Annotated in this window: 19 protein-coding genes; 6 read left to right on the top strand and 13 right to left on the bottom strand. The window is 55.9% G+C overall.

Annotated elements, in window-relative coordinates; all coding sequences use genetic code 11:
• The first annotated feature begins 305 nt into the window (after positions 1 to 305).
• Positions 306 to 2,387, top strand: a complete 2,082-nt coding sequence (locus GVI59_RS07465) for a hypothetical protein (RefSeq protein ID WP_173573663.1) — start codon at positions 306 to 308, stop codon at positions 2,385 to 2,387.
• Between the two features lie 139 nt (positions 2,388 to 2,526).
• Here GVI59_RS07465 and gabT read toward each other — a convergent pair whose 3' ends face one another.
• The 7 genes from gabT to GVI59_RS07430 form a co-directional block, all read right to left on the bottom strand.
• Positions 2,527 to 3,807 (bottom strand): 4-aminobutyrate--2-oxoglutarate transaminase, encoded by a 1,281-nt coding sequence (gene gabT, locus GVI59_RS07460; protein WP_173573662.1) that lies wholly within the window; start codon positions 3,805 to 3,807, stop codon positions 2,527 to 2,529.
• A 179-nt stretch (positions 3,808 to 3,986) separates the two neighbouring features.
• Positions 3,987 to 4,898: a LysR family transcriptional regulator gene (locus tag GVI59_RS07455; RefSeq protein ID WP_173573661.1), complete on the bottom strand. Its 912-nt coding sequence runs from the start codon at positions 4,896 to 4,898 to the stop codon at positions 3,987 to 3,989.
• Between the two features lie 171 nt (positions 4,899 to 5,069).
• Positions 5,070 to 5,858, bottom strand: coding sequence for an ABC transporter permease (locus GVI59_RS07450; RefSeq protein WP_173573660.1), 789 nt, complete (start codon positions 5,856 to 5,858; stop codon positions 5,070 to 5,072).
• Positions 5,855 to 6,706, bottom strand: a complete 852-nt coding sequence (locus GVI59_RS07445; protein ID WP_173573659.1) for an ABC transporter permease — start codon at positions 6,704 to 6,706, stop codon at positions 5,855 to 5,857. The genes GVI59_RS07450 and GVI59_RS07445 overlap by 4 nt, the downstream gene beginning before the upstream one ends.
• The gene (locus GVI59_RS07440) at positions 6,706 to 7,836 is read right to left on the bottom strand and encodes an ABC transporter substrate-binding protein (protein ID WP_173573658.1); all 1,131 of its coding nucleotides are present in this window, start codon (positions 7,834 to 7,836) and stop codon (positions 6,706 to 6,708) included. Before GVI59_RS07440 ends, GVI59_RS07445 begins: the two co-directional genes overlap by 1 nt.
• Positions 7,837 to 7,884: 48 nt before the next feature.
• Complete coding sequence (locus GVI59_RS07435) at positions 7,885 to 8,901, bottom strand: ABC transporter ATP-binding protein (RefSeq protein WP_173573657.1); 1,017 nt, start codon at positions 8,899 to 8,901, stop codon at positions 7,885 to 7,887.
• Positions 8,902 to 8,906: 5 nt separating this feature from the next.
• On the bottom strand, positions 8,907 to 10,337 hold the full coding sequence (locus tag GVI59_RS07430; RefSeq protein ID WP_173573656.1) for a gamma-aminobutyraldehyde dehydrogenase: 1,431 nt from the start codon (positions 10,335 to 10,337) through the stop codon (positions 8,907 to 8,909).
• 502 nt (positions 10,338 to 10,839) lie between these two features.
• Between GVI59_RS07430 and GVI59_RS07425 the strand changes: the two genes are divergently transcribed.
• From GVI59_RS07425 to GVI59_RS07405, 5 genes are all read left to right on the top strand, one after another.
• On the top strand, positions 10,840 to 11,352 hold the full coding sequence (locus GVI59_RS07425) for a dimethylamine monooxygenase subunit DmmA family protein (protein WP_173573655.1): 513 nt from the start codon (positions 10,840 to 10,842) through the stop codon (positions 11,350 to 11,352).
• On the top strand, positions 11,349 to 12,290 hold the full coding sequence (locus GVI59_RS07420) for a PDR/VanB family oxidoreductase (protein WP_173573654.1): 942 nt from the start codon (positions 11,349 to 11,351) through the stop codon (positions 12,288 to 12,290). Before GVI59_RS07425 ends, GVI59_RS07420 begins: the two co-directional genes overlap by 4 nt.
• 33 nt (positions 12,291 to 12,323) lie before the next feature.
• The gene (locus GVI59_RS07415; RefSeq protein WP_173573653.1) at positions 12,324 to 13,400 is read left to right on the top strand and encodes a heme-dependent oxidative N-demethylase family protein; all 1,077 of its coding nucleotides are present in this window, start codon (positions 12,324 to 12,326) and stop codon (positions 13,398 to 13,400) included.
• 31 nt (positions 13,401 to 13,431) lie between these two features.
• Positions 13,432 to 14,919, top strand: coding sequence for an APC family permease (locus GVI59_RS07410; protein ID WP_173573652.1), 1,488 nt, complete (start codon positions 13,432 to 13,434; stop codon positions 14,917 to 14,919).
• Positions 14,920 to 15,308: 389 nt separating this feature from the next.
• Positions 15,309 to 16,181 (top strand): EamA family transporter, encoded by an 873-nt coding sequence (locus GVI59_RS07405; RefSeq protein ID WP_173573651.1) that lies wholly within the window; start codon positions 15,309 to 15,311, stop codon positions 16,179 to 16,181.
• Positions 16,182 to 16,225: 44 nt separating this feature from the next.
• On the opposite strand, the gene GVI59_RS07400 is transcribed toward GVI59_RS07405, so the two are convergent.
• From GVI59_RS07400 to GVI59_RS07375, 6 genes are all read right to left on the bottom strand, one after another.
• A complete protein-coding gene (locus GVI59_RS07400; RefSeq protein ID WP_173573650.1) occupies positions 16,226 to 17,077 on the bottom strand; it encodes an energy transducer TonB in 852 nt (283 codons plus the stop codon).
• Complete coding sequence (exbD, locus tag GVI59_RS07395) at positions 17,074 to 17,541, bottom strand: TonB system transport protein ExbD (RefSeq protein ID WP_173573649.1); 468 nt, start codon at positions 17,539 to 17,541, stop codon at positions 17,074 to 17,076. The genes GVI59_RS07400 and exbD overlap by 4 nt, the downstream gene beginning before the upstream one ends.
• 6 nt (positions 17,542 to 17,547) lie before the next feature.
• Positions 17,548 to 18,270 carry a tonB-system energizer ExbB gene (gene exbB / locus GVI59_RS07390; RefSeq protein ID WP_173573648.1) on the bottom strand — a complete coding sequence of 241 codons (723 nt, stop codon included), beginning with the start codon at positions 18,268 to 18,270 and terminating at the stop codon, positions 17,548 to 17,550.
• A 34-nt stretch (positions 18,271 to 18,304) separates the two neighbouring features.
• A complete protein-coding gene (locus GVI59_RS07385) occupies positions 18,305 to 19,024 on the bottom strand; it encodes a tetratricopeptide repeat protein (RefSeq protein WP_173573647.1) in 720 nt (239 codons plus the stop codon).
• A gap of 13 nt (positions 19,025 to 19,037) precedes the next feature.
• Positions 19,038 to 21,320 carry a TonB-dependent receptor gene (locus tag GVI59_RS07380; protein ID WP_173573646.1) on the bottom strand — a complete coding sequence of 761 codons (2,283 nt, stop codon included), beginning with the start codon at positions 21,318 to 21,320 and terminating at the stop codon, positions 19,038 to 19,040.
• Positions 21,321 to 21,694: 374 nt separating this feature from the next.
• Positions 21,695 to 22,378, bottom strand: a complete 684-nt coding sequence (locus GVI59_RS07375; RefSeq protein ID WP_173573645.1) for a Fe2+-dependent dioxygenase — start codon at positions 22,376 to 22,378, stop codon at positions 21,695 to 21,697.
• Between the last annotated feature and the right edge of the window lie 68 nt (positions 22,379 to 22,446).

Genomic DNA, 22,446 nt, shown 5'->3' with positions numbered 1-22,446 from the left:
GCACCCGCCTCCGGGGACGGTTAAGCAGCGATAAAGGCATGCGTGATCGAGGGATATTGCTTCATGAATCTGGAACATTCTGACCGGGCGATCATGCCCTATGCACTGAGACGACATGTTACCCCGGTCGCGCTCAAACGTAAGCATCCTGATCAATTCAGTCTGTAGTTTTATACAAAAAACCAAAGAGCATCAGAGTGTCATTCTCCGGCTCCTCAAAATCATTTTCTCAGAAATATATTTTTAAAAAACCTTTCTGCAAGCGCATGAATTGCAATCAAGACGACAATAAAGAGCACTGATATATGAGCGATACCTCCACGGTCATTCCCCTGATCACGCCCGCCTATACGTTAACAGGACCAGCATCCCTGTCCGTGGGTTCAAAAGCCATATTCAGCGTGACGCCGACAGCAGGCACGACATTGTCGGCACCCCTGGTCGTCACCCCGACATGCACACTGTCCGGCATCTTTACTCCCGCAACCGTTACCCTGCCTGTCGGTTCCACCAGCACTGTGACGTTCACGTTCACACCGACCGAAGCAGGCTCGGGAACCCTGAGCACGACAAACTCTGCTGGCCTGACTGATCCCATCGCTCTTTCCGTCTTCTCGATCGCTCTCTCCAATACCTTCACAACCTACACGCTGACAGGCGCTTCCAGCCTGACCGCTGGCGTTGCGTCCACCTACACCATCACACCCGGCGCCGGATCCGCCTCGACACAGACCATTACAATCACACCGCTCTGCACACTGGCAGGCACTTTTTCACCTGCAGTCATCTCTCTGCCAGCAGGCTCCACCAGCGCGGTCACATTTACCTTCACCCCGACGGCAAGCGGTGTGGGGACGCTCAGCACGAACAGCAATGGCGCTCTGACTGATCCGGGTGACCTGTTTATAACAGTTGCTTCCACACAGGCACCTTTTACCCAATACTCTCTGGCAGGACCACAAGCGCTGACCGTAGGTTCAGCCGCCACCTACACAATCACTCCGGGAAGCGGCACAGCCAACACAAAAGCAGTTACTGTCGTCCCCAGTTGCACACTGGCAGGAACATTCTCGCCGCAGACCAGCACTATTCCCGCAGGATCGACAGCGCCTTTAACTTTCACATTCACTCCTTTCGTTGCGGGAACTGGCAATTTTACCGTTACCAACTCAGCAGCACTGAGTAACCCGGCCGCGTTCACCGTCACCGCCATGGCGTTCAGCGCCGCCTATACGCTCACAGTCGACTCTTCAGCGTTTCTCTTCTCTCCCGGAAACTGGACCGGCGATGAAGGACGTGACGGCACCCTCTGGCGCAGCACCTGGAATCCGGGAGCATGGTTTCAGGTTTCATGGCTGGCTTCGGCAACTCCTACAGCCACCATACATCTTGGACCCGCAAATACCAGTGCATATATCACGTATTTTCTTAATGGTGTCGCCACCAGAGATATTGCCGCAAAAACCGATCTCACGCTTTCCAATATTCTGCCGGGACAGGTCAACAGGCTGGAAGCCTTTCTGACACGAACACCAAATGCAGACCGCTGGAACAAAGGCAGCAACTGTCTCACCATCAGCGGCATGACAATAGATCCGGCCTCCTCGGGCGCATATATCGTCGCAACGCGACCATGGGGCAAGCTGGTGGGAGATGATACGACGGAGGGCACATCGGCTGATGCCGGTAGCGATAATGTGCTTTCATCCTATGCATATTTCCTGTTACGCGGCATGGAAGCAGCAGGCTATCGGACCTGCATATCGGCCTGCACCGGCTCAGGCTACATCACTGCTGGCGACAGCACGAAAGACGTTCCGGCGTTTTACTCGGTAACGGGATCAAGCAATGGACTCGGAGGTGGATATAGCGACACAAAAAGTCGTTGGAATCTCGTTGATTCCGGCATTTCCGCCCTTGATAGCGACGGCCTTCTCAGCTCCTACGGTGATATTGGAACACCGCCGACATGGATTGCCTTCAATCTCCTGTCCCGTGATGCTCTGGCTTACGCCAACCAGTCTGATGCGCAGGCCGCAATGACACAGTGTCTCATCGCTCACCGAACTGCAGCACCTGACGCATGGCTGTTCGCCATCATGCCGTTTGGCTTCCGCTATGCCTCGACTTACAGCGCGACATGGCCACAACTTTTTACAAATGCCATCACCAATTACAGACTTTCAAACCCGGACGACGACAAGCTGGTTGTTGTGGATCCAGGAACCGATCTTGCCGTTCTTCTGGAATCCAACCGGAACTGGTACACGACGACTGATGGCAGCCAACTCCTTGAAACCGGACAGGCTATTTTTGCCTCTGTTGTCTCAAGCGCCATTCTCGGCAGCATGACAACACACAATGAAAGAACATACACTTACTATTGAGTAACGGAATTTTCTCTGATTTTCAGAAACAGACAACAGAGAATGTCGTTCTGTTTCCATACAAACCGACCATCATAAAAAAGGTGCTCCACTCACATGGAACACCTTTTTCTTTACTTCAGAAAACTGAACGCTGATTTCAGACCGCGAGAACCTTCTCAAGAAGATCCAGCCCCTCGTTCAGCAGTTCGTCACTGATGGTCAGAGGCGGCAGGAGACGAACCGTCTCACCCAGAACGCCACAGGACAGCACGATCAGACCAGCTTCTGTCGCACGCGCACAGATCTGGCCCGCTCCACCGGCTTTCACCTCGTCAGAACCGTGTGCGTCAAGCACATCGAAACCGACCATCGCGCCAAGACCATGAGCCTTGCCGACAGGCGTCAGGTCACTTCGCTCAGCCCAGCCCGCAATACGCTTGCTGATCGTCGCGCCGATATGCTCTGCACGGGCACAGAGTTTTTCCTTTTCGATAACATCCAGAACCGCGAGACCTGCGGCACAGGCGAGCGGAGAACCACCATACGTGCCACCAAGACCGCCGGGACGGACAGCATCCATGATTTCTGCACGACCCACGACGCCGGACAACGGGAATCCGCCACCAAGAGCCTTGGCGACCGAGATCAGGTCAGGCTTGACGCCCGAATGCTGGATGCCGAACAGCTTGCCTGTGCGGGCAAAACCGGTCTGAACCTCGTCTGCAATCAGCAGAATGCCGTGCTTCGTGCAACGCTCGCGCAGGCCTTCCAGCAGTTCCTTCGGGCTCACCCGGAAGCCGCCTTCACCCTGCACCGGCTCGATGATGATCGCAGCCACGCGGGATGGATCAATGTCCGCGGCAAACATCAGATCCAGCGCGTTAAGGCTGTCTGCAACCGATACACCACGAGCCGGGAACGGCGCATGGAAGACATCACCCGGCATGGTGCCGAACTGTGTCTTGTAAGGATTCACCTTGCCGGTCATGGCAGACGCAAGCAGTGTGCGGCCATGGAAACCACCGGTAAACGCAATAACACCTGACCGGCCTGTCGCAGCACGCGCGATCTTCACGGCATTCTCGGTCGCTTCTGCGCCGGTCGTGAAGAAAATGCTTTTCGCCGGTCCATCGAATGGTGCGGCAGCGTTCAGACGTTCTGCAAGGGCAATATAGTTTTCATACGGAGCAACCTGGAAGCCCGTATGGCTGAAATGTTCGAGCTGTTCCTGCACAGCCTGAATGACAGCCGGATGACGATGACCAACATTGACCACAGCGATACCTGCTGCAAAGTCAACGTAGCGACGTCCTTCGACATCCCACAGTTCAGCCCCCTGAGCGCGATCCGCGTAAATAGCGGTGGCCGATCCCACACCAACAGGAACGGCGGCTGCACGACGAGCCGACAGATCCTTATTGCTCTTGCCTGTACTCACGTTTCTTTCCCTATCCAAAAACTGCCCGGCTGGCTCGGCCTGACATCAAAATCCAAAGCATCCGGACAAGTGCTGTGACACAACCGGAGCGCACTGCACACGCCGCACTCCACATAATCCCACTTCCAATACTCTTCTACCCGTCAAAGAAGAAAAGTATTTCACTGCATACCTCCCATTTACCAGCCTGCAACACGATCCGTCCGCTGCAACGCCATGTCCATGAAATACTGCGCCGGAGCGGCCAGTGGCAGACCACGTCGCCACATCACCAGCAGATCCGCAGTCGGAAGTTCCTCCTGCACCGGCCGGGATTCTATCTTTTCACCTTCAAGCGACCATGGCCGATAGATCAGTTGCGGCAACAGGGCGATACCATGCCCGGCAGCCACCAGACTTCGTATGGCTTCAATGGATGTCGACCGGAAATAGGACACGGGCTGAAAAGCAAACTTCTCACAGACCGCCGTCATTCTGCTTTCAAGAATATCGGCAGCAAGCGTTATGAAAGGCTCCTGATCCAACTGCTTCAGGCTCACCTGCTTTTCCTGCGCAAGAGGATGTCCATGAGACAACCAGACATGATGAGGAGAAACCCCCATCACATGCGCACCACAGGCGCTGGGAACCGAACTGCCGAGACGCAGCATCACGGCAAGATCAAGTTCCCCGCTTACCAGCATGTGATCGAGATAATCGGACTGCTCCTCTATCAGTATTACATCCACCTTTGGAAAAGCGCGCCGGAATCGTGTCAGAAGATCGGGCAGGACATACCCCGCCACAACCTGCGTCACGCCGAGAGTAAGCGTGCCGACAAGCGCCTCTTCATCCTCGTCCTTCATGCTCTGCGCATCGGCGACGCCATCAAGAATACGCTGCACACGTTGGAAAAACTGCTGTCCACGACGGGTCAGAACAACACCGCGCGCATGACGGTCAAGAAGCCGGAACCCCATCTCGGCTTCAAGATCACGCAGGGCTTCCGTCACCGTTGACTGGGAAACCAACAGAACCATTGCAGCACCGGAGATCGAGCCGACCTCCGCAACAGACGCAAAATATCGAAGCTGGCGTAATGTCAGCGCCATAACGGACAGTTTTCCTCACGGATGCAGAGCGAGACCGACGAGGACTCACACCACTGCTCCCGATGTTTTCCGGAGAGTCTCACTTGTCACCCGACGCATTCAGCAGAACATCGCGAGTTTCATAACAGGACCCTGTCAACTCCGGCGCCAGCATACATTCCTTCATACGACCTACTCTCTGGATGCGGACGCGGCCAGCTTCTGACCAAGGATGATCGGCAGCAATGTCACCGCCACAACAGCAAATACCACAACATTCACCTCCGGCATGTGCTGCCCCAGACGAATGGCGCCGAAGATCCACAACGGCAAGGTTGTTTCGGAACCGGATGTGAAGGTGGACACGATCACTTCATCGAAAGACAGTGCAAACGCCAGAAGCATTCCCGATACAATCGATCCGCTCAAAAGAGGCAGAGTGATACTGGCAAAACCCCGAAAAGGCGTCGCACCCATATCCTGCGCCGCTTCAAGCAGCGAGCGGGGAAGCCGCCGTAGCCGCGCCATGACATTGCTGTAAATCACCACAGTGCAGAACGTTGTGTGCGCAATCACCAGCGTCACCATCGTGAAGGGAATCTCCAGCGCGGTGAAAAAACTGTTCATCGCAATGCCGGTCAGCACACCTGGCAACGCAATGGGAAGCGTGAGAAAGAATGATCCCACCTGAACCGCACGGGAAGAAAGACCATTCATCCCCACTGCCGCCAGTGTCCCGAGCACGGATGCAAGCAGTGTCGCCAAACCGGCCACCTCCAGAGAGACAAGCAGCGCACTCCTCACTTCCTCATCCGCCCAGGTGGCGTAAAACCATTTCAGAGAAAAGGAATGGATTGGCCAGACCTGCACGGATGACGCATCGAACGCGAACACCAGCACGATCAACAGCGGCAGCAGTAGAAACGCAAGCACCGCTGATGCTGCGCCCCAGAGAGCAAGATTACGCATCGAACCACTCATGCTCCGTCAAACGCTCCGAACCGCCGGGCAAGCAACATGTAGGCGCCGACCACCACGAGAAGGATCATGGAATAGGCGGCTGCAAACGGAATATTTCCGGACACGCCTACATTCGAATAGACCACGTTGCCGATAAACTCGGACCCCGCGCCCCCCACCAGCATCGGCGTGACATACTCGCCCAGTGTGACGGCAAAGGTAAAAACCGACCCCGCCGCCATGCCCGGAATGGCGAGTGGAAAGATCACGGTCCGGAATGTCTGGAACGGTGTAGCGCCCATATCCCCAGCCGCGTCAGGAAGAGAGGCCGGAATCCGTTCCAGAGCTGAAACAAGAGGCATCAGCATGAAAGGCAGCCACAGATAGGTGAACACGATCCATAAAGCGACATTCGTGAAAGCGAATGACTGCTCCGGCAATCCTGCCGTTCGCAGAAACCAGTTCAGCACGCCGTCATGGCCCAGAATCAGCCGCCAGGAATAAATCCGCGCCAGCATGCTCGACCAGAGTGGAAGCGCCACCAGCACGAGCAGAACCAGCTTCATACGCGGCCCAACCTTGCGGGCGATGACATAGGCCAGCGGCCACGCAAGGATGATATCCGTAATCGTGACCAGCACCGCAATACCGATCGTCCTCTCCGCAATAACACGGTAGGTACTATCCGTGGCGAGGATACGGAAATTGTCCAGCGTCCACTCGTGGAGTATCTCGCCGGACATTGAATCGACCTGCCAGAAAGCCGAAAGCAGCAGGGCAAACAGACTGCCAAGATAGAAGACCGTCAGCCACCCGAACGGGGGTAGCAGCAGGGCCAGATGCCCCAGAAGCTTCCGGCGGTCTGTCATTACTGTTTGACCTGCTGCCATGCACGCTGCCAGGCGGCATAATCAAGACAGTTACTCTGACCATTTCCACACTGTTTGACAGGTGTTTTCCAGAACTTGATCGTCGAGAAATAGGCCGCCGATGCATCAGCATGATACTGTTTGCACGAACCCGGCTGGGTCGCGTCCATCTCCGCACAGGCCTTGGTATTCGCAGGCGTCTCACCAAAAGACAGCGCCTGCTGCGCCTGAACTTTCGGCGTCATCACATGATTGATCCACAGATAGGCACAGTTCGGATGTTCCGCGTGGGTGCTGATCATCCACGTATCCGCCCAACCCGTGGCCCCTTCAGTTGGAATGGTGTCCTGCACAGGCACGTTCGCCGCCCGCAGCGTGTTGGCCTGATACGGCCACGCCGCACCGACCTGCGCATCTCCACTCTTGAAGAGGTCAACTTCGTCTGACGCCAGCGCCCAGTATTTCTTGACGAGCGGCCGCTGCTCTTTCAGCAACGCCACCACCGCATCCATCTGCGTCTGCGTCAGCTCATAAGGGTCTGTGATGCCAAGTTCAGGCTTTGTGTGCGACAGATACAGCGCCGCATCCGCAATCTGGATCGGGTTGTCCGGAACCGTGATAACGCCCGTATGCGCCTTATCGTAAATGACAGACCAGCTTGTCGGAGCTGTCGTGATCGTTTTCGTGTTCCACATGAGGACATTTGGTCCCCACTCATAGGAAATGCCGTAATGAACGCCCTTCACCGTGTTGAAGGACGGCTCCTTGAGTTCCGGCATGAGATCGGCATAGGCCGGAATCAGGCTTATGTTCACAGGCTGCACGTTCTTGCCGAAGATCAACCGAAGCGCTGCGTCGCCGGACGCCGAAACAACATCAAACCCCTTGCCGCCACCCATACGGGTCAGCGCCACCATCTCGTCGGACGAACCGACATACTTGCGATGGACCTTGCATCCGGTCTGTTCTTCAAACGGTTTGACCCAGGCGTCGTCGGCGTAACCCTCCCAGGCAACGACGTTCAGGTCGCCTTCGCCTTTACCGACAGAGGTCGGAAGATCCGCCGCATACGCCTGCGCCATCATCGCGGTGCAACAGGTAGCCAGAAGCAGTGCACTGAAACCCTTCATGGTCGTCATCCTTTCTTCCTGAAAACACAAGACATTCCGAAAATCCCTTTACGATGAAAGAGGATAGGCAGACTCTTTCGACCATACAGCCCGAACGGCCATATTCTCGTCCAACCCACGCGCCTGACGCGACGGCACCATGGCGGTGACACTCCTGTCACCGTCGGTCGTAGCCACACGGCAACGTGTGACCGGGCCGAGGTAGGAAATCTCCTGAACAAGACCCGACAAACCGGCCTCATCCGATGTCAGCGCATAATCCTGCGTTTCCAGCCGGATATCTTCCGGCCGCAGCAGAATCTCACCTCCACTTTCATTCAGGATATTGGATGATCCGATAAAACGGGCGACAAAACCGCTCGCAGGCCGCTCGTACAGCTCTTCCGGCGTCCCGATCTGTTCAATCACACCCTCCGAAAACACGGCAATGCGATCACTCATGCTCAGCGCCTCTTCCTGATCATGCGTGACATAAACAAAGGTTATTCCGGTCTGTTTCTGGATCTTCTTCAGTTCCACCTGCATCTCCCGACGCAGTTTCAGATCCAGAGCGCCCAATGGTTCATCAAGCAGAATCAGGGAAGGTTCATTCACCAGAGCGCGCGCCAGCGCCACACGCTGCCTCTGGCCACCTGAAAGCTGGGAAGGACGACGATCTCCCACAGCTTCCAGATGCACCATGGCGAGCGCTTTCGTGGCGCGCTCGGTCCGCTCGGCTTTATCCACGCCTCTGATCTTCATGCCGTAGGCGACATTGTCCTGAAGACTCATATGCGGAAACAACGCATAGTCCTGAAACATCGTGTTGACATCACGCCTGTATGGAGGAAGTCTTGTAACCTTGACGCCGTTGAGAAAAACCTCTCCGGAATCCGGCAACTCAAATCCACCGATCAGACGCAGGGTGGTGGTCTTTCCGGAGCCGGACGGACCCAGCATGGTAAAGAACTCGCCGCGCTGAATGGTCAGATCAATGCCTTTCAGAACCGGCTTGCCGTGACCGTAGGATTTGGTCAGGGCGGTCAGGCTGACCGCAGGCGCATGCAGGGAAGACTCATCCGTCATTATTGTCAGTTCCATTTTACCATGACATGCCGGGACACCGTGTAGTCTTCGATCGATCCGAGACTCATGTCCTTACCGTAACCGGAATTCCGGAATCCACCATGCGGCATTTCATTGACCAGCATGAAATGTGTATTGACCCACGTGCACCCGTACCGAAGGCGTGACGCAGCCTCCATGCCGCGACTGATGTTTCCGGTCCAGACGGAAGAAGCCAGTCCATAAGGCGAGTTGTTCACATTCCGGATGACTGCATCCATATCCCGGCAGCGTGTCACGGATACAACCGGACCGAAAACTTCCCGCTCCACAATTTCATCTCCGGGAAGCGCGCCAGCGATCACTGTGGGTTTGTAAAAATACCCTCTGCCTTCAGCCATATCTCCACCGGTTGTGATTTCGACATGAGGAAGTTCCGCCGCACGCTCGACAAAAGCGGCGACACGGGAACGCTGACGCGCGGAAATCAGAGGCGGGATCTCATTCCTTGCATCATTCCTGTGTCCAAAAGAGATTTTTTTGACTGAAGCCGTCAGATCGGCAACCAGACGGTCATATACCTTCTCGTCGGCATAGACCCGACATGCAGCCGTGCAGTCCTGTCCGGCGTTGTAATATCCAAAAGTCCGCACACCCTGCACAACCGCCTCCAGATCGGCATCATCATAGACGATGACAGGGGCCTTTCCTCCCAACTCCAGATGTGTCCGCTTCACGGAGCGGGCGGCGGCGGCAATGACCTTTCTTCCTGTCGCAATATCCCCCGTGAGCGACACCATGGCGACGTCCGGATGATCCAGAAGCTGCTGCCCGACAGAATTGCCTCTTCCCAGAACGACATTGACCACACCGGCTGGCATTATTTCTGCAAAAATCTTTCCAAGATGCAGAATTGTAAAGGGCGTGTTTTCAGAAGGCTTGATGACACAACTGTTGCCCGCGGCCAGAGCCGGGGCCAGTTTCCACGTCGCCATCAGCAACGGATAATTCCACGGCGCAATGCATGCCACCACGCCCACTGGCGCACGTCGCAGCATGGACGTGTACCCCGCCAGATACTCTCCGGCGATCGGCCCACTCAGATTTCTTGCTGCTGACGCGAAAAAACGGAAACAGTCAACGAGAGCCGGAATTTCATCACTCAGTATCAGGTGACGGGGCTTGCCTGTATTCCTAGCTTCCAGTTCGGCAAATGTTTCTGCGTCCCGTTCAATGGCGTCGGCCACTTTCAGCAGACACATGGAGCGTTCGGCCGGTGTCGTCATCGACCAGGCCGGAAAGGCCTCAGAAGCCGCCAGCACAGCCGCATCAACCTGTTCCGTCGATGCGCTTGCCAGTTCCATGATGACGTCACCCGTCATCGGCGCAAAGAGTGTCTCCTTCTCTCCCGCGCCTTCAACAAAGTCGGAACCAATCAGCATTCTGGTCAGTACCATACACGCCCCTCAAGCCAGCGAACCGTTGCGGACCGCCTGTTTCCTGAACCGTGGCATACGTTACGATACCAAACCAATATATAATGCCAATAAGAAACATCGGATATTCCGATACATTTATAAGAAATTGATATATAATAATTATTTTATTACTTTTCCTTTTGAGTCTCGGTAATTTTATGTTTTTCCGATGAATCTGCCATTCAGACTCTCCATTCACAGAGGTATGTCGATTTCAGCACGTACTGATGGGCTCTTTTTTCAGGATTCTCCTCTGAGCCATCGACTATGACGATAGTGCGATATTGGCATTAGAGACTGGTGCGATATCAAAACAATTGTCTAAGCTGAACGCGGCAATACCACGATCGCAGATTCACCCACCCGTGCATCTGCTGAAACGTTTTCACCACACACGAACATTGGGAGATGCTTGCAGATGATCCCGTCGTCCCCAGTAAAAAGTCGGCCGGTTTACTTACCGTTCGGGATCAGTCCGAATGTGCAGTTTTCATTGATATTGACGGACAAACCCACGCTCGATCCTTCCTGCCTGCGATCAGAAACAGATCCCGACACATTCGATGAAGTGTGGGTTGTACACGGCGGCAGTACGATTCTTCCGCAACAACATAATGGCCTGCGTTCCTTCCGGTCTGTTTCACAATTGACCGAAACACTTGCGGGACGTCTTGCTCACGAACAGATGGGGTTACGGCTCTACGCTGCCGGAAGTGAAGATTTCATCTGGAAAACAGCCCGTATCGCCGAACAGGCTGGTCTCTCCCGTGATGAATACAGCCTTTTCAAACTCGGTCCCCTGACACGCACCGTCATGTGCGCCCATTGCCATACGCTGACCCGAAACATCAGCATGACACTGATCACCTGTGACGGATGTGGCGCCACATTAGAAGTACGAGATCATTTCTCCCGCTTGCACGGCGCCTATCTCGGCGTTCAGGCCGATGCGGAAACCCCCGGCATCCTTCCCACCGTGGAGGCCCTGACATGATGGATACACTTGCTCTCCGCGTTGCGGAAAGAGATCTGCTTTCCCCGACCCTCCTTCGTCTCCGATTGACAAGCGCCAATGCGAACAAACTCCCATCCGTTACACCCGGATCTCATCTGGTGCTGGATCTTCCAGTAAAAGATGGCGCACGTCGCAACGCCTATTCCATCACACAGGCAGGGAAAGGGGGGACATTTTACGAAATCATCGTCCGCCACTCACCAACGTCACGCGGCGGCTCGGCATTCGTTCATAAAGAACTGACGGTCGACAGCATTCTGAACGCATCCTGCCCCTCCAACTTTCTCGCACTGGAAAGCACGGCAAAAAAGATACTCCTGATTGGCGGCGGTGTCGGCGTCACGCCACTTCTGGCGCTGGCCCGAGCACGCATGGAACGGGGCGAAACTCTGGAGTTTCATCAGTTCTGCACGCCTGAGGAAAAGCCGGTTTTCGAATCTCTTCTGGCCCCCTTTGGTCAAGGCGTTGCCTGTGTGCACGCAGGACGGAACGCCCTCGATTTTCAGACGCTGTTCCGGCGTCAGCCGCTGGGAACCTATATTTACACATGCGGCCCCAATGCGATGATGGAGCGTGTCCTTACGGAAGCAACCGCCATGGGCTGGCCGGAACGACGCATCCATCAGGAGAGTTTCGGGGCCGGCGGGGGCAATCCCTTTACCGTGACACTCGCCCGTACTGGCGGAACCATCCCGGTCGCGGAAGACCAGACACTTCTTGACGCGCTGGAATCCGCCGACGTTCCCATCACCAGCCTCTGCCGTGGCGGCGCATGCGGGATGTGCCGGACACCCGTTCTGGCAGGCACACCGGAGCACCGCGACCATTTTCTCTCCGCCGATGAAAAGGCGTCAGGACGCTGGATCATGCCCTGTGTCTCTCGTGCACACGGTGCGTGTCTCACCCTGGATCTCTGACTCTCCCTTTCCTGACCAGACGAGGTGACAATCATGTCAATCTGCTTTCATAGGGACGAGAAATTCCGCGTTCCGTTCCACTTCAGCAACAGTGATGCAGCTCTCCTGCGTTTTCCATTTCCTTTTCCAGAGGACAGCTACACCTATTCCGTCAACATCGAACCGCACACTCGGGGTGGTCCAACCGAAGCGTTCAGCGCACAGTTTGACGTGGACGAGCATTACATCGCCGAATGTCAGGATCGTGCGGAACTCCTTGCCGCAGAACCATCGCGTTGCACTGTCCTCCCGCACATGCATGATGCGGAATGGGATGCGCTGGAACTCATCATGTCAGACATGGTCAAAGATTATCCGGACCTGTTCACCTTGACGCGTGATGGAGATCAATGGACCTGGCATAATCGCCCCCTTGGCCTGCAGGACACATTTACCTTCGGGAACGCTTCCACCCTGCCCTGTGGACCCTTTGAGTATATCACCCGACAGGCTCAGGGGGATTTCACATTACAGGACCAGCGTGACGGCAACCTGTTCCTCGACGGCGTCACTGTTACAGGAGCCGCCGATTATTCCCCCGCCTTTGACCTGGGAATGTCCTTTGACGAATGGCATGGACCGGCCACCGTCGCTACGGAAATGGGTATTTTCGATCGGGCGTTGCAATATCTTCTGAAATTGCAGGTCGGGCGTCCCGTGCGACGTCTCAACTGGACACTGACCGTCAATCCCCGTTTCGACACATCCGCGGAGAATTATCCTGTCTGGGGCCCGGATCGCACGACGATCACACCGGATAACATCGGCAACTCCCTGTTTCTGAGGGTGGAATTGCAGAGTCTTTACCGCCTGCCCGGCTCCAACGCCATTCTGTTCAATATCCGCACCTATTTCGCCAGCTTCGGTGAACTGTGCCGGGTACCGAAATGGGGACGGCGCCTTCATCGCGTGCTCCGTGATCTCCCTCCGGAACTGGCAGCCTACAAAGGTCTGGTCCGTTTCCTGCCGACAGCAGTGGCTTACCTCGCCGCTTTCGATGACGGCTCCCCAACTTCACCGGGTATCGCGCCGGATATCCAGTCACTCCGTCCAGTCGGCTGCCCAGCCTGACGCCACGACCCCACGCAGCAAGGAATCTTTAATGGATCATTCCCATATCAGTTCACCGGAAGACGACGCCCGACTTGAGGCGCTCGGCGTAAAATCCGATTTCGACCGTTCCATGTCCATGCTTGAGAATTTCGCTCTCGGCTTTACCTATCTTTCGCCTGTCGTCGGTGTTTACACGCTGTTCGACAGCAGCCTGCAGACGGGCGGAAGCCCGATGATCTGGTCGTATGTCATCGCCGGACTAGGACAGTTTCTGGTGGCTCTCATCTTTGGTGAGGTTGTCTCACAGTTTCCGATATCCGGTGGAATCTACCCGTGGGCACGGCGTCTGGTCGGCCGCAAATGGTCATGGGTGACCGCATGGGTGTACGTCTGGGCACTTTTCACCACCATCGCGGCTGTCGCAACAGGCGCCGCGCCCTTCCTCGCCCTGCTGACCGGCGCGCCCAGCACGCCTTTCATCACGACAGCCATCGCCCTCGCGCTCATCATCTTTTCAACGGCATGCAACCTCGCAGGTACAAAACTTCTCGCCAGGGTCGCCATGTTTGGATTTGTATGCGAACTGGTGGGAGCCCTGTTCGTCGGAGGGTATCTGCTGGTGTTCCATCGCGTCAATTCGCTTGGATCACTGCTTGACCCGATGAATGCGGCTCCTGTGAATGGCAGCTATCTTCCGGCTTTTCTCGCTGCGTCCCTGCTCGGACTGTTTTCCTGCTACGGGTTCGAAGCCTGCGGTGATGTCGCTGAAGAAATTCCCAACCCTGGAAAACAGATTCCCAAAGCCATGCGCATGACGATCTATATCGGTGTCGGCGCCTCCATCTTTGCCTGCGCCGCCCTGCTGCTGGCTGTGCCCAATATCCCTGCCGTCATTTCCGGCGAAACACCCAACGCCCTGAGCGATGTCCTGCTGAACGCCTTTGGCTCCACCGGCACAAAAGGCGTGGCGGCCATTGTCATGGTCTCGTTCATGTCCTGCGTACTCAGTCTGCAGGCCGCCGTGAGCCGTCTGATCTACTCCTTCTCCCGTGACCGCATGATCCCCGGAGCAAAGGCGCTGTCCCGCATCTCTCCCCACAGTCACGTGCCGACAACAGCCCTATTCGTGGCAGGTCTCGTGCCGAGCGCCATCGCCGTGCTGGGATTCTTTGCCGCCGACGCCCTGACCACCATCGTCAGCTTCGCCGTGGTCGGCATCTACGTGGCTTTTCAGATGGTCGTGGCCGGAGCGCTCTATGCGCGTTTTCGTGGCTGGAAACCAAGTGGTGACTTCACCCTCGGACGCTGGGGAACAGCCATCAATATTGCTGCTCTCATTTACGGTGTTCTGGCGATCATCAACATTCTCTGGCCCCGCACGCCGGACGCCGCGTGGTACATCAACTATTCAATGCTTATCGGGCTTGTCGTCGTCGTTGTCTCGGCGTTGCTTTATCTTGCCGTCGGCCGTCCACATCTCCGCGGCACAACGGGTTATGCTGATGCGTGGCTGATTTCGCCCCGCAAGGGCAGGTAGTCTGAGAGATTGTTTCTTCAATCTCTTTCAACACGCTTCAGAAACGCCGCCTTTCCAGAAAAAGGCGGCACCTCAAAATTTTTATTCTGTTTTCAATACATCTTGTAAACAGATTCCCGGCGCTTTCTGGCTGACGTGCCACGCCACCCTCACAATCCTAAGGCGGATTTATCAGCAGTCATATCTTCAGAATAACGATCCGCATCGTTTCCCTGATACAGCCAACAGGCACGTTCTTCGATCACTCTTCAGGAATACGGAGACCGAACCAGTCGTTCCGCATATCCGGCATGTGAATACACGACACAATTTATCGCCGTTATGACCTTTTCGCTTCCTTCCATTATTGCCATAGCTTCGCCGTTCATCACCACGGCAAGATACTGATCATGCGCTCCCCGCTCTCCCGTCAGACACAGACCGAACTTCTGCCTCCCGGCGCGGTCGTGCTCGCCATGATCTCCATCACCACAGGCGTATCCTTTGCCAGAACCCTGTTTCCGCTGATTGGATCTTCCGCAACGACGGTCCTGCGGCTTGGCCTCGCCTCAATCATTCTATCCATCATCATGCGGATCTGGCGGATCAGAATACCCCTCCGCACCCTGCCGGCCATTCTCCCTTACGGAATGTCCCTAGGGATCATGAATCTGCTGTTTTATATGGCAATTTCACGCATCCCGCTCGGCGTCGCCCTTGCTGTGGAATTTATGGGACCGCTGACGCTCGCCGTTTCATTCTCCCGCAACAAAAGCGATTTTCTGTGGACCGGACTGGCTGTCATCGGTCTGTTTCTTTTGCTGCCGTTACGGCATGACCCGCATCCCGTCGATCCGACAGGCATGCTTTTTGCGCTCGGCGCAGGGGTCTGCTGGGCGATCTATATTCTGGCAGGCAAAAAAGCAGGCGCTGCTTTCGGGACGTATGCGCCCACTCTGGGAATGATTACAGGCACCCTGACAATTCTGCCTTTCGGCATCACCCGGTTCGGAAGCCAGTTACTTCACCTTCACGTCATTTGGGATGCTGTGGCGCTGGCTGCTCTCTCAAGCGCCTTCCCCTACTCACTGGAAATGTATGCGCTGCGTCGTCTCCCGACAAAGACCTTCAGCGTGCTGACCAGTGGCGAACCGGCAGTTGGCGCCATCATGGGCATGCTCCTGCTCGGTGAGCATCTTCCGCTTCCAGACTGGCTTGGCATCGCCGCCATCGTGACAGCCTCGCTTGGCACGACACTCATGAGCCGGCGAAAAGCCATTTAACTGAGCCGAGCTTTCAGCAGGCAGAAAGCTCACTCCACTTCAGCTTACTCATGAACATAAAAATCCACCGGTACCGTCAGCATGAGCGGTTCACCCGGCACACTGTCCGGCGGCGGCGGCAGAGGTTCCGCACGTCGAACCAAAGCAAGCGTTTCCTGATCAAGCAGTTCATAGCCAGAGCTTTTCCTGATACGTGCTGACAGGACATGACCTTTGCGATCCATGGAGAAAAACAGAAGCGGCGTTCCTTCCTGCCGTCTGGACTGCGCCTCGGGTGGATAGCGCTTGAAGCGCTCAAGTTGAGCGAGCACCTGGCCCTGCCAGGTCACTTTTTCATGGGATGCACGGGATGAGGACGCGGCGGAAGTCGGCGCAGCCGCGGCTTCTGACGGCGGTGCTGCCGAGGAGGGAGGAGCCGTATTTTCCAGCGCAGGCGGCAGTTTGACCGGTTGCAGCTTCTGCGGAACAGTCGGCGCCTTGATCTTCTTCTTGATAGGATGCGGCTTTTCCATTTTCGGCAAGGGAACCGGAGGGTTGGGCGCAGGAGAGAGCGGCGCGGTCAATTCTGGCAAAGGCTCTGGTTCAGGAACAGGCTGCGCCTGCGTCTGCTGAGGTCCGGGAGGCGCATCTGTCTGCGGTGTGGGCGTAGCAGCAGGCAGTGGTGCGAGGTCAATTGCGATGGCGGCGGGTGGAGGCGCGTCCACGGGTATTTCCACACGCGGCATATGGGTGACGGCCCAGAGCACGCCCAACGAAACACCCATCACAACCAGTAACGACACGCCCCAGCGTACATTCTCACGGCGTCGCTCAAGACGCTGTCTGATATCTTCCTGTTCGGTAAAGGAAAGCCGCCCACCGGGACCGTCATGGCGTGTGATGATGAATGCGCTCATGGCGTTTCCGGCGCCATCGCTGCGGGCGTCTGCGTGGACTCTGCGCCCTCCTCCTGCCCCTGAAGATTCACAAGAGCCACCTTGAGATATCCGGAAGACCGTAGCTTATCCATGACGCCCATCAAGGTGCCATAATCAACGGTCTTGTCCGCTCTCAGGAAAATCCGCTGTTCCTTGTCGCCCTTGGTCGCGGCTTCCAGCGCTGCGGCCAGTCCTTCAGGCGAGATGTCATCCTCCCCCAGAGCCAGACCGTGATCGGCCTTTACTGTGAGAAACACCGGATTGTCCGGTCGAGGCGCAGGTTTTTCCGTGGAGGAAGGCAGATCAACCGGCACATTCACCGTCGTCAGCGGCGCTGTCACCATGAAGATCACCAGCAGCACCAGCATCACGTCGATAAACGGCGTGACGTTGATCTCACTGGCCTCATGCGGCGTTTCGTCGGCATGGCGGATGCGGATCATGGCCCCTTACTCCGCGACAGCGTTGCGGGCGCTCAGACGCACAACCTGCCCCGTGCCAAGCAGTCCCCGCATACGCGCCAGATCACGCGACACCAGACGCAGGACGAGCGAGGCCACATCAGCCACCTGAGCGCGGCACGTCACTGTCCGCCGGGAAAGCGCATTGTAAATCACCACAGCGGGAATGGCGGTAACCAGACCGATGGCCGTCGCCAGCAGCGCTTCGGCGATGCCCGGAGCAACCACGGCAAGACTGGTCGCCTTTGTCGCGGCAATGCCGGTAAATGACGTCATGATCCCCCATACGGTGCCGAACAGACCGACAAAGGGCGAGATCGCGCCAATGGTGGCGAGAAGACCGGTCCCTTTCATCAACCGCCGGGCCTCTTCGGCTTCGAGACGCTCAAGCGCGAGAACGACACGTTCCTTGATACCGTCAGCATCATCTGCAATATCCGAAGATGCCAGCTCCTCTTCCCGCGCTGCGCCGATCATGGCAAGCGCCACGCCCGGACAAGCTGCCTCATCACACTGGTCCAGTGTATTTGCCTGCCGCAGGGCGCGTTTTGCAACCACAAGGCGGCGCTGAACGTGCGTGAATTCGATTGTTTTGGCCAAAGCGACTGTCCAGGTCAGCACGCATCCCAACGCCAGAAGCATCATGACGCTCTGGACCACGGGTCCGGCATTAAGGAACATGTCCCATGGGGAAAAGGAGAGAGCAGTCATGAAAAACCTCCTGTGAATAAATGGTGACACATTTTCAAAATCTGATATCAGATGGGGCAGTGGAACTTGCCCCTGCGTCTGATCTTCCATTCCCGGAAACAGGCTGTGCCTGACAGGAAGAGGCGTGAAGAAGTCTTTCAGATTCCAACAGGACAGGACGAAGGTCCGGGTGAAGAGGGACGCTCTCAAGAAGCCCCTTCACCGCCAGAAAGACGTCACAGAAACCAAGAGAAAGCGCTTTCCTGAAAGCGAAAGCAGCTTCCTTTATCTCGTTTCTTACAAGATGAAGGCGGCCTGTATTGACGAACCCCCAGCAGTCACCCGCCATCGCAGCGGCATGAAAGAAAGTTGCCGCTTCTTCCGGGGCCAGTTGCCCCGACAGTCCATCCTCATGCAGAAGACCCAGCATATTCAGCGCCTTGGCGACGCCTTTCCGGGCGGCTTCTGTGTAAAGCCAATAGGCCATGACCGGGTTTTTCTCACCCCCCTCCCCTGAGAGACAGAGATCGGCAAGATTGAACAGCGCCCAGCCGTTTCCCTTTTCAGCGGCAGCCTGAAAATACGTTGCCGCCACAGCAGGGTTACGACGAACGCCCCAGCCACGTTCATACGCCCGTCCCAGCATGTTCAGCGCATCCGCCGAACCACTGCGGGCGGCCGCTTCGAACAGGCCGAATGCTCTTTCGCCATCGCCATGATTCAGACAGATCTGCCCCAGCGCCAGAAGCGCTGAGTTGGATCGTTCATTGTCCATGCTGGACTTTTCTTCAGAATGTGAGACCGACATTGCCTATGAAACTCCGTCCGGGCGCGGGAACGACACGGCTGGACGAGAATGCCGAAGCATAGTTCAGATGATCGGTCAGGTTGTTCGCATTGAAGGAAACCCGATAGTGCTTGACCTCCCAGGAAACCATTCCATTCAGTGAGAAGGTATATGGAATACGGGCCGTATTGGTGACATCCGGCCCCGCCCAGTATCCGGAAGCATACTGCGCGCCTCCGGCAACTTTCAGCTGGCCCCAGCCCTTGTTCAGCACGTAATCCTGAAGATCGAAGGAACTCCACACCGAGAAATTGTTGTGTGAAACCTGAGGCGCTTCATTCCCTTTGGCGGTGGCGCTGTTGGTGACCTTGCCATCCATGTAGGAATAGGTGCCGTAGATATTCCAGTTTTTCGTGATCTTGCCCGTCAGGCTGACTTCGACACCACGCACGCGCCGTCCGCTTCCCTGATCGGCAAATCCGCTGACCATGTCGCCATTTGCGTCATAGTAGAACGAATTGTTTTCATTGATCTGGAAGAACGCAAGCGTTGCGCCCAGTCGATTATGGAAGAAATCCGCCTTGCTGCCGAATTCGAACAGATCACTGCGCTGAGGTTTGAAATCCTTGGAATTGGATACCGTTTCACCCGTATTGCCTGACAGCGTGACCATTGAGGACACGTCCGTTCCCGTCGGCTTGTAAGAGCGCGAGAAGGTGAAATAGAACGACGCCATTTTCACTGGTGAGTAAACGATACTTCCCGACGGGCTCCAGCGGTCGGCAGACTGCGACTGACGCTGCTGACCATCGCCACCGACATACGTGCTGTTGAAATGATCCCAGCGCGCCGTGCCGAACAGGCTGAGCTGCTTGGTCAACTGGATACGATCCGAGAAGAACAGTCCAACGTCTGTCGCATCGGCGTTTCTGTAGCCGGACTTGGGGAAAGTCACATAACCGCCGCCACTGGAATGCGTCGGATTGCGAATGGTCTGGTTGGCGACGCGGTTATACCATGTGCCGTAATAACGATCGTCATCTTCGTAATTGACGTCAACACCAGCCTTGATCTCGTGTTTTACGCTGCCTGTATGGAAGTGGAAGTTCCCCATCAGGACGTTCTGCGCGCCCCAACCCTTCTGGTTGTACGCCGCGCCTCCGCCCGCACCGTAACTGAGCGCCGGATTGCCACCCGCCATGAACTGCGAAACGCAGGCCGCCGTGGAACACGCATTCGGTGTCGTCGCGGTGTATTCACGCTCATACTTGGTCAGACGCGTATCGTTTGTCAGCGTGAACCACCGTGTGATTTCGGATTTTACCTGCGACGTCAGGTTGTGAATATCCGAGTTGTCGCGGTCAAAGGAACGGACGTAACTCGTATCCCGGCTCAGACCATGACTGGTGATCGGACGGGAAATACCATCCGCCATCTTCAGCATCGGCACACCGTAGTCAGGCACGTTATCGCTGTGCATCCACTGCCAGTTCAGATGCCATGACGTTTTGCTACGCAGACCGACACCCAGATCGACAGCTGTTCCGTAACGGTTGTTTTCAACCAGTTCGCGACCGGGCACACCAGCGCGGTTATACAGGCCGTTGACGCGCAAAGCGATGTCGTCATTGATCTGGTAATTGACGTCGGCATTGCCGCGATAGAGTGATGCGCTTCCGAAAGCCTGATCGTAGCTATACGAATCTCCGGCATGAGCGTGTTTCAGCGACTGGTTGATGATACCGCCGACATTGCCCGCGCCGAAATATTCGCCGGACGGTCCCTTGATGACCTGAACGCTATCGATGTTGAACATATCGCGCGTGTAGGTGCCGAAATCCTTCAGGCCATCCGTATACATGTCGCCACGCGCCTGCAGGCCGCGGATACGGAACTGGTCGCCGTTCAGACCACCATTGCCCTCACCTGTGGAGAGCGTGATGCCCGGCACGTTCGCCAGCGCCTGATCCAGCGTGTAGGCGCGCTGCTCCTTGATGATTTCCTGAGGAATGACGGTGATGCTCTGGGGCGTATCCCGCACGGAAGCCGGCATCCGGGCGATCCCCAGAACCGTGCTGTTCGTATTGCCTGCCGCCACGCCTTCATCCTGCTGGCCTTTGACCTTGAGGGTCGGCAGCGCAATGGAGGGTTCGGACTCTGTTGTGTCCGTCGTCCGGGCCGTCTGCGCCTTTGCTTCTCCCACACCAAACCCGGCCGACATACCGACCGCCACAGCCAGACCGACTTTGGGCGTTCGCCCGGCCACCCGCGCAGACTGATTCATTTCCGTGCTCCTGACGCTGGCCGCAACCGGCTCTCGGCGTCTTCAGTAAATGTCACTTGATATTGCGAGCCCAGTTACCTGCAATCGCGAATGATTCGCAATATCTAAAGTTACCATTTCCATATCCGAACGTAATCTTTCTGTTGCAAACGATTTCCCACAGACTTCATAATTGTTCTATTTTTTATAAGGCTTTGTTTTTAATCGCATTTGTAAATGCTCAAAAAAATTCCCTGTAAAAAGCATGGCATGACCTATTTTCCATCTGTGACAAAAATGCCTCACCCTCTATGAGCCGGAAAATGGCAGATCATTCGTTACATACCTAGAAATCTTTTGACATATTCCCTCCCACGCTACCCTTGATTCCCGCCTCACAACTCAGCCCACTCGCGAACGAGGTTATGATAGGTTGCAGTCAGGCCAAGAACAGCCGGATGCTCGTCCGACAGATCTCTTCGCACTTCAATGATGGACTGATCGAAATTATAAAGAAGCGTTCGTTTTCCATCATCTTTCACCATCGACTGCGTCCAGAAAAATGAGGCCCAGCGACTGCCACGTGTGACGGGTGCCACGGAATGCAGGCTGGTGGCCGGATACAGCACCAGATCTCCCGCAGGAAATTTCACCTTATGACTGCCGTATGTATCTTCGATCACAAGCTCCCCGCCGTCATATTCTTCCGGCTCACTGAGGAACAATGTGGAAGATACATCTGTCCGGATCCGAAAACCTGTGCCGGGTAAAGGACGGATCGCGTTATCGACATGCGCGCGGAACTGCATGCCTTCGTCATAGCGATTGAAGAGTGGTGGAAAAACACGCAGCGGCAGGGCAGCTGTCGTGAACAGCGCACTCCGTCCCAGCGCCCTGAGAATAAGATCACCCAGCGCGAGAGACACTTCGGAATCCTGCGGAATCTGAAGATTATATTTGGCTTTTGCCGATTGTTCACCCGCAGTCACCTTGCCGTCGACCCATTTCGATCCTTCAAGGGATCGACGACAATGAGCCACTTCGTCCGGCGTCAGGATCCGGGGAATATGCACGAGCATCAGAGCAACTTTCACTGCAGAAAAAGGACATTCATTCCGCGCTATATATGAAAGTAATATTCATTCGC

The organism is Acetobacter sicerae (assembly GCF_011516765.1).
Lineage (GTDB): Bacteria > Pseudomonadota > Alphaproteobacteria > Acetobacterales > Acetobacteraceae > Acetobacter > Acetobacter sicerae.
The sequence above is the reverse complement of the archived record's forward strand: the minus strand, read 5'-3'. Positions and strand labels throughout refer to the sequence as shown.